The organism is Mycobacterium sp. 1482292.6, assembly GCF_001672995.1.
Classification (GTDB): Bacteria; Actinomycetota; Actinomycetes; order Mycobacteriales; family Mycobacteriaceae; genus Mycobacterium; species Mycobacterium europaeum_A.
This window is the reverse complement of sequence record NZ_LZKV01000143.1, coordinates 1-6,126: the sequence shown is the minus strand read 5'-3', so window position 1 is coordinate 6,126 and position 6,126 is coordinate 1. Positions and strand designations below refer to the sequence as shown.

The 6,126-nt window shown below is 67.3% G+C and carries 6 protein-coding genes and 1 pseudogene; 2 read left to right on the top strand and 5 right to left on the bottom strand.

The window, feature by feature from the left end:
* From A5624_RS14525 to A5624_RS14515, 3 genes are all read right to left on the bottom strand, one after another.
* Positions 1 to 271, bottom strand: a 271-nt coding sequence (locus A5624_RS14525) for a DUF732 domain-containing protein (RefSeq protein WP_066867277.1), incomplete at its 3' end; no start/stop codon positions are given.
* A gap of 125 nt (positions 272 to 396) precedes the next feature.
* The gene (locus tag A5624_RS14520) at positions 397 to 2,301 is read right to left on the bottom strand and encodes an ABC transporter ATP-binding protein (RefSeq protein WP_066867275.1); all 1,905 of its coding nucleotides are present in this window, start codon (positions 2,299 to 2,301) and stop codon (positions 397 to 399) included.
* The gene (locus tag A5624_RS14515; protein WP_066867273.1) at positions 2,298 to 4,064 is read right to left on the bottom strand and encodes an ABC transporter ATP-binding protein; all 1,767 of its coding nucleotides are present in this window, start codon (positions 4,062 to 4,064) and stop codon (positions 2,298 to 2,300) included. The genes A5624_RS14520 and A5624_RS14515 overlap by 4 nt, the downstream gene beginning before the upstream one ends.
* 181 nt (positions 4,065 to 4,245) lie before the next feature.
* On the opposite strand from A5624_RS14515, the gene A5624_RS14510 reads away from it, so the two are divergent.
* Positions 4,246 to 4,803, top strand: a complete 558-nt coding sequence (locus A5624_RS14510; RefSeq protein WP_066867271.1) for a DUF3558 domain-containing protein — start codon at positions 4,246 to 4,248, stop codon at positions 4,801 to 4,803.
* Positions 4,803 to 5,366, top strand: coding sequence for a DUF3558 domain-containing protein (locus A5624_RS14505; protein ID WP_112708815.1), 564 nt, complete (start codon positions 4,803 to 4,805; stop codon positions 5,364 to 5,366). The genes A5624_RS14510 and A5624_RS14505 overlap by 1 nt, the downstream gene beginning before the upstream one ends.
* Positions 5,367 to 5,432: 66 nt before the next feature.
* Here the strand turns inward: A5624_RS14505 and A5624_RS14500 are convergent, their stop codons facing one another.
* Both A5624_RS14500 and A5624_RS29515 read right to left on the bottom strand, forming a co-directional pair.
* Entirely contained in the window at positions 5,433 to 5,936 is a 504-nt protein-coding gene (locus A5624_RS14500; RefSeq protein WP_156749016.1) for a histidine phosphatase family protein, read from the bottom strand.
* 15 nt (positions 5,937 to 5,951) lie between these two features.
* Positions 5,952 to 6,126, bottom strand: a pseudogene (locus A5624_RS29515) (hypothetical protein); the annotation flags it as partial.

Genomic DNA, 6,126 nt, shown 5'->3' with positions numbered 1-6,126 from the left:
GCGTCAGGCTGGTGTGCCGGAAGATGTCGACGGTGACCGCGGTCGGCGTCTGGCCGGCGGCGAGTTCGGTGCAGACCTGGTGGCCCGTTTGCACGGCGGCTTGGGTGGACGGGAAAGTGACGCCGAGGCTTTGCATCTGGCCCAGGAACGCCGCGTCGGCGGTCTGCACGGAGCTCGCTGCGGCCGTGCCGGCGAAGCCGACGGCGGCGAGTCCGATGGCGGCGGTGCCGATTGCGGTGGTGGCCATCTTTGTGATGCGGCGGGAGAACATTGCTGCCACCCCTTTCAGGTGCGTTACTGAGTAGGACGATCCCAGCGTCGCGTTTGTTCCTTGGTGTCTTCTCAATAACTTCTTGGTAGCGATCGCGGCCGCTTATCAATGCGCCCGCCAGGCGCTTATGCCTGTGTCATCTCGTAATACGTGCCGCGCCGGGCGAGTAGTTCAGTGTGATTGCCCTGTTCGACGATCCGCCCGGCCTCGACCACCACGATGCGGTCCGCGTCGCGGATCGTCGAAAGTCGGTGCGCGATAATGAAACTCGTGCGATCGCGGCGCAGTTCACACATCGCGTGCTGGATGAGGGCCTCGGTGCGGGTGTCGACCGAGCTGGTCGCCTCGTCCAGGATCAACAGTTGTGGGCGGGAAAGAAACGCGCGCGCGATGGTGATGAGCTGCTTCTCGCCGGCGCTGATGTTGCCTCCGTCACCGCTGATCCGGGTCTGGTAACCCGCCGGCAGCGTCCGGACGAACGGGTCGACGTAGGCGGCCTTGGCGGCGTCGAGCACCTCGTCCTCACCGGCGTCCGGGCGTCCATAGGCGATGTTCTCCGCGATCGTCCCGTCGAACAGCCAGGTGTCCTGCAGCACCATGCCGATCCGCGACCGCAGCGACCGGCGGTCCAGCGTGCTGATGTCGACCCCGTCGAGCAGGATCTGTCCCGCGTCGACGTCATAGAACCGCATCAGCAGGTTCACCAGCGTGGTTTTGCCCGCTCCCGTCGGCCCGACGATCGCCACCGTGCTTCCCGGTTCGGCCACCATGGACAGGTCCTCGATTACCGGGGTGCCCGGGCGGTAGGCGAAGCTCACGTGGGCGAACTCGACGCGTCCACCGGGCCGCGGGGGGGTGCCGGCCCGCAGGGCAGGCACAGGATCCGGCGCCTCCTCGGGCTCGTCGAGCAGCGCGAAAATCCGCTCGGCGCTGGCCACCCCGGATTGCAGGGTGTTGTACATGCCGGCGAGCTGGCTCAGTGGCGAGTTGAACTGCCGCACATATTGAATGAACGCCTGGATATTGCCCAGGGTGATGTGGCCGGTGGCCACCTGCAGGCCGCCCACCACCGCGACGGCGACGTAGCCGAGATTGCCGATGAACGTCGTCGCCGGTGCCACCAGCCCGGAGAAGAATTGAGCGCCGAAACTGGCCCGGTAGACGTCGTCGTTGAGGGTGCGGAACTGCTCGCGCGCCGCCGCCTGGTGGCCGAACGTCGTGACCACCGTGAAACCGCTGTAGGTCTCCTCGATGTGGGCGTTCAGGCGGCCGATGCTGGTCCACTGCGCGACGAACAGGCGGTGGGAGCGTCGCGCGATCGCCCGCGTAGCCAACAGCGACAGCGGCACCGTCAGCACGGTGATCACCACCAGCAGCGGCGAGATGGACAGCATCATCGCCAGCACCGCCACCACGGTCAGGACCGATGTCAGCAGCTGGCTGATCGTCATCGCCAGCGACGATTGGATGTTGTCGACGTCGTTGGTGACCCGGCTCAGCAACTCCCCGCGCTGACGTCCATCGAAGTAGGACAACGGCAGCCGGTGGATTTTGTCCTCGACATCGGAACGTAAGCCCACCATGGTGCGCTGCACGGTGGCGTTGAGCAGTCGCGCCTGTATCCAAATCAGCAGCGCCGAAACGAGATAGAGGGCCAGCGCCAGCGTCAGCGTTCGTGCGACCGCCCCGAAGTCGACGCCGTGACCCGGGACCACGTTCATCCCGGACAGCAAGTCGGCGAAGGTGTCGGCGCCTCGGCCGCGTGCGGCGGCGACGGCCTGGGCCTTGGTCATCCCGGCGGGCAGCTGGCGCCCAATGACGCCGTTGAACAGCAAGTCGGTGGCATGCCCCAGGATTCGCGGGACGATCACCCCGATCGCCGTGCCGGTGATACCCAAGCTGATCACCGCGATGCACAGCCGTCGTTGCGGCGCAAGCCGTTTCACCAGGCGGGCGGCCGAACCCCAGAAGTCGCGCGACCGGGTTGCGGGAGCCGTCCGGTTGGCGGCCTGGGTGGCCGCGGCGGTCACGGTGGGCCCCCGGCTCGTCCGGTTCGCACCGCGCCGACCGACTGCGAGTCGGCGAATTCGGCGTAGGTGGCGCAATCGACGAGCAGCGATTCGTGGGTGCCCGCGCCCACCAGCTTCCCGTTGTCGATCACGATTACCTGGTCGGCCGTGGATGCGATCGAAATGCGTTGTGTGACAACGATGACGGTGGCATCACCGGAGGTCTCCCGTAGCGAGGTGCGGACCCGCGCGTCGGTGCGCTCGTCGAGCGCGGCGAACGAGTCGTCGAACAAATAGATTGCCGGACGGCGGATGACCGCCCGGGCGATGGCGAGTCGCTGCCGTTGCCCGCCCGAGAAGTTGATACCGCCCTGGGCCACCCGCATCTGCAGCTCGTCATCGTGGGCCCGCACGAAATCGTCGGCGGCGGCCACCCGCAACGCCTCCCACATCTGATCGTCGGTAGGGACCTGATGCGGGGCGGCGCCGTAGCGCAGGTTGTCCGCGACCGTCCCGGAAAACAGGTAGCCGCGCTGGGGAACCAGCCCGATGGCCGACCACAGCCGCTCGGTCCGGTATTCGCGGACGTCGATGCCGTCGATCGAGACGGCGCCGCCGGTCACGTCGTAGAGCCGGCAGATCAGCGAGACCAGCGTCGACTTGCCCGAACCGGTGCTGCCGACGATGGCGGTGGTGGTTCCGGGCGCCGCGGTCAGCGAAATGCCTTGCAGCACTGGGCGATCGGCGCCCGGATAGGTGAAGGTCGCGCCGTGCAGCCGCACGACTCCGGTGATGGCGCCGCGCGGGGACCGCGGGCTCGGGGGGTCGGTCACCGCCGGCCGGGTGGCGAGCACCTCGGTGATCCGCTCGGCGCACACCGAGGCGCGCGGCAACACCACCAGCGTCATCGTCGCCATCAACACCGCCATCAGGATCTGGGTGAAGTAGGCCAGGAAGGCGGTCAGCGAACCGACCTGCATCTGGCCGCGGTCGATGCGCAACCCGCCGAACCAGATCAGCGCGACGCTGGACACGTTGATGGTCAGCGTGGTCACCGGCAGCATCAACGCTTGCCAGTTGCCCGCGGTCAGTGCGGTGTTCGACAGTGCGGTGTTGGCGCGGGCGAAGCGGTCTCGTTCGAAACCTTCCCGCGCGAACGCGCGGACCACCCGGACGCCGGCCAGCTGGTCGCGCAGCACCCGGTTGATGCCGTCGATCAGGCCCTGCATCCGGCGGAACAGGGGCAGCATGTGCGACATCACCCAGTAGTTGGCTACCGCCATGATCGGCACGCTGACCAGCAGCAGCCACGTCAGCGCGGCCTCCTGGCGGATGGCCATGAAGATCCCGCCGAGGCACATGATCGGGGCGGTCACCAGCACCGTGGCGCTTATTTGGACCAGGTACTGGATTTGCCGCACGTCGTTGGTGCTGCGCGTCAACAGCGTCGGCGCCCCGAATCGGGCGGTCTCGCGTTCGGAGAAGGTGGTGACGTGCTCGAAGATGGCGGCGCGCAGGTCGCGACCGAAGCCCATCCCGGTGCGCGAGCCGACATAGATCGCCCCGACCGAGCACAGCACCTGCAATGCGGTGACCCCGAGCATGACCATGCCGAGCCGAACGATGGTGGTGGTGTCACCCTTGGCCACGCCCTCGTCGATGATGGCGGCGTTGACGGTCGGCAGGTACAGCGACGCGAGGTTGCCGATCAGCTGCAGCACCATCAGCACCGCCACCAGCCGTCGGTACGGCTGGATGTACTGGCGCAGCAGTGCCAGGAGCATGGGCTAACTGTCGCACACCGTCCGCGCGGCCGTGCCCGGCAACCGCCGGACGGTCCAGGTCCGCACCCCACTTGTTGCGGCCCCGAAATACCTGCTCAGGCGCGTCGGTGGTTGACCCGCTGGGCTGCCGCTACAGTGCATCGTGTGGACCAGCAGCGGGCGGAGCGGAAGCAGGGTAGCGGTGCGGCGTAGCACGAGGGCGCTGGCTCTCGTGGCGTCAGCAGTGACGATCCTGATCCCCGCGGCTGCGGGCTGCTCCGATTCCGGCGGCAACAAACCGGGCGCTACGGCGTCGTCGACACCGCAGAACGGCCAGGGCAGCCACGGTGCGATGTTCCCGCAGTGCGGCGGGATCAGCGACCAGACCGTAGCGGAGCTCACCAAGGTCACCGGGCTGATCAACACTGCCCGCAACTCAGTGGGGTGCCAGTGGCTCGCCGGTGGCGGCATCCTGGGGCCGCACTTCTCCTTCTCCTGGTATCGCGGCAGCCCCATCGGTCGCGAGCGCAAGACCGAGGAGCTTTCGCGGGCCAGCGTCGATGACATCAACATCAACGGCCATAGCGGTTTCATCGCCATCGGCAACGAGCCCAACCTGGGTGACTCGCTGTGTGAGGTGGGCATCCAGTTTCAGGACGACTTCATCGAGTGGTCAATCAGTTTCAGTCAGAAGCCGTTTCCGCCGCCATGCGACATAGCGAAGGAACTCGCTCGTCAGTCGATTGCGAATTCGAAATGATGGCCTCGACGCGTTCCCGGGCCGGCAGGACCGCGGTTGCCGCCGCGATCGTGGTGATCGCCGCGCTGTTGGTGTTGACGGGGTGTTCCCGCTCGATCGGGGGCAACGCGGTCAAGGCGGGCGGCAATGTGCCCCGCAACAACAACTCTCAGCAGCAGTACCCGAACCTGCTCAAGGAATGTGAGGTCTTGACCAGCGACATCCTGGCCAAGACGGTGGGCGCCGACCCGCTCGACATTCAGAGCACCTTCGTCGGTGCGATCTGCCGCTGGCAGGCGGCCAATCCGGCCGGGTTGATCGACATCACCCGGTTCTGGTTCGAGCAGGGCAGCCTGTCCAACGAGCGCAAGGTCGCGGAATTTCTGAAGTACAAGATCGAGACCCGGTCGATCGCCGGGATCGACTCGATCGTGATGCGGCCCGACGACGCGAACGGTGCGTGCGGCGTGGCCAGCGACGCCGCCGGGGTGGTCGGATGGTGGGTCAACCCGCAGGCGCCGGGCATCGATGCGTGCGGTCAGGCCATCAAGCTGATGGAGCTGACGCTGGCCACCAACTCCTGATCGAACCTCAGCGCGGCGACGATGCAGCCGGCGCAGCCGGGTGCGGAGGAGCCGGGCGATCGAACCTCAGCGCGGCACCTCGAAGTCGATCAGCGTCGCCACGCCGAGTTCGACCTCTTTCCACGCGCCCGGCACGGTGAGCACCGCGATCGCCGACGTTGGAAACTTGGCCGAAATTCGTTCGGCGGCAGCGGTATTCGTACGTCCGGCGCCGCCCAGCCCCAGCGCCAGGGCCGACATCGTCGGCTCGTGTCCGATGACCAGTAGCGTGCCGACGGCGTCGTCCACCGTGTTGATCTCGTCGATCAGCGTGCCGGGAGTGCTCGCGTAGAGGCGCTCGCTGTATCGCACCGGCGCATCGATGCCGGTGTTGAGCAGCGTCTCGCGGGTGCGCGTCGCCGTGGAGCACAGCACGCCGTCGATGGCGGGCGCGTTGGCGCGCAGCCAGTCGCCGGCCAGCCCGGCTTGGCGGATGCCGCGGGGCGCCAGCGGCCGGTCGTGGTCGTCGACGCCCGGCGGGTAATCGGACTTCGCGTGCCGCATCAGCAGCAAGGTGCGCTGGTCAGCCACGAGCAATCAGATTAATCAGTGCGGCGGCAGACCGTCGTCATCACCCAGCAGTTTTTCGGGGTGGTGGAAGGTGTTGGTGCGGGGTTGGCCGGTGTCGAGGTGTGGGGGTGGGATCCATTGGGTGTCGCCGTGGGTGTTTTTTCGGGTGGTCCAGCCGCCGGGGCGTAGTAGGCGGTGGTGGGGGCCGCAG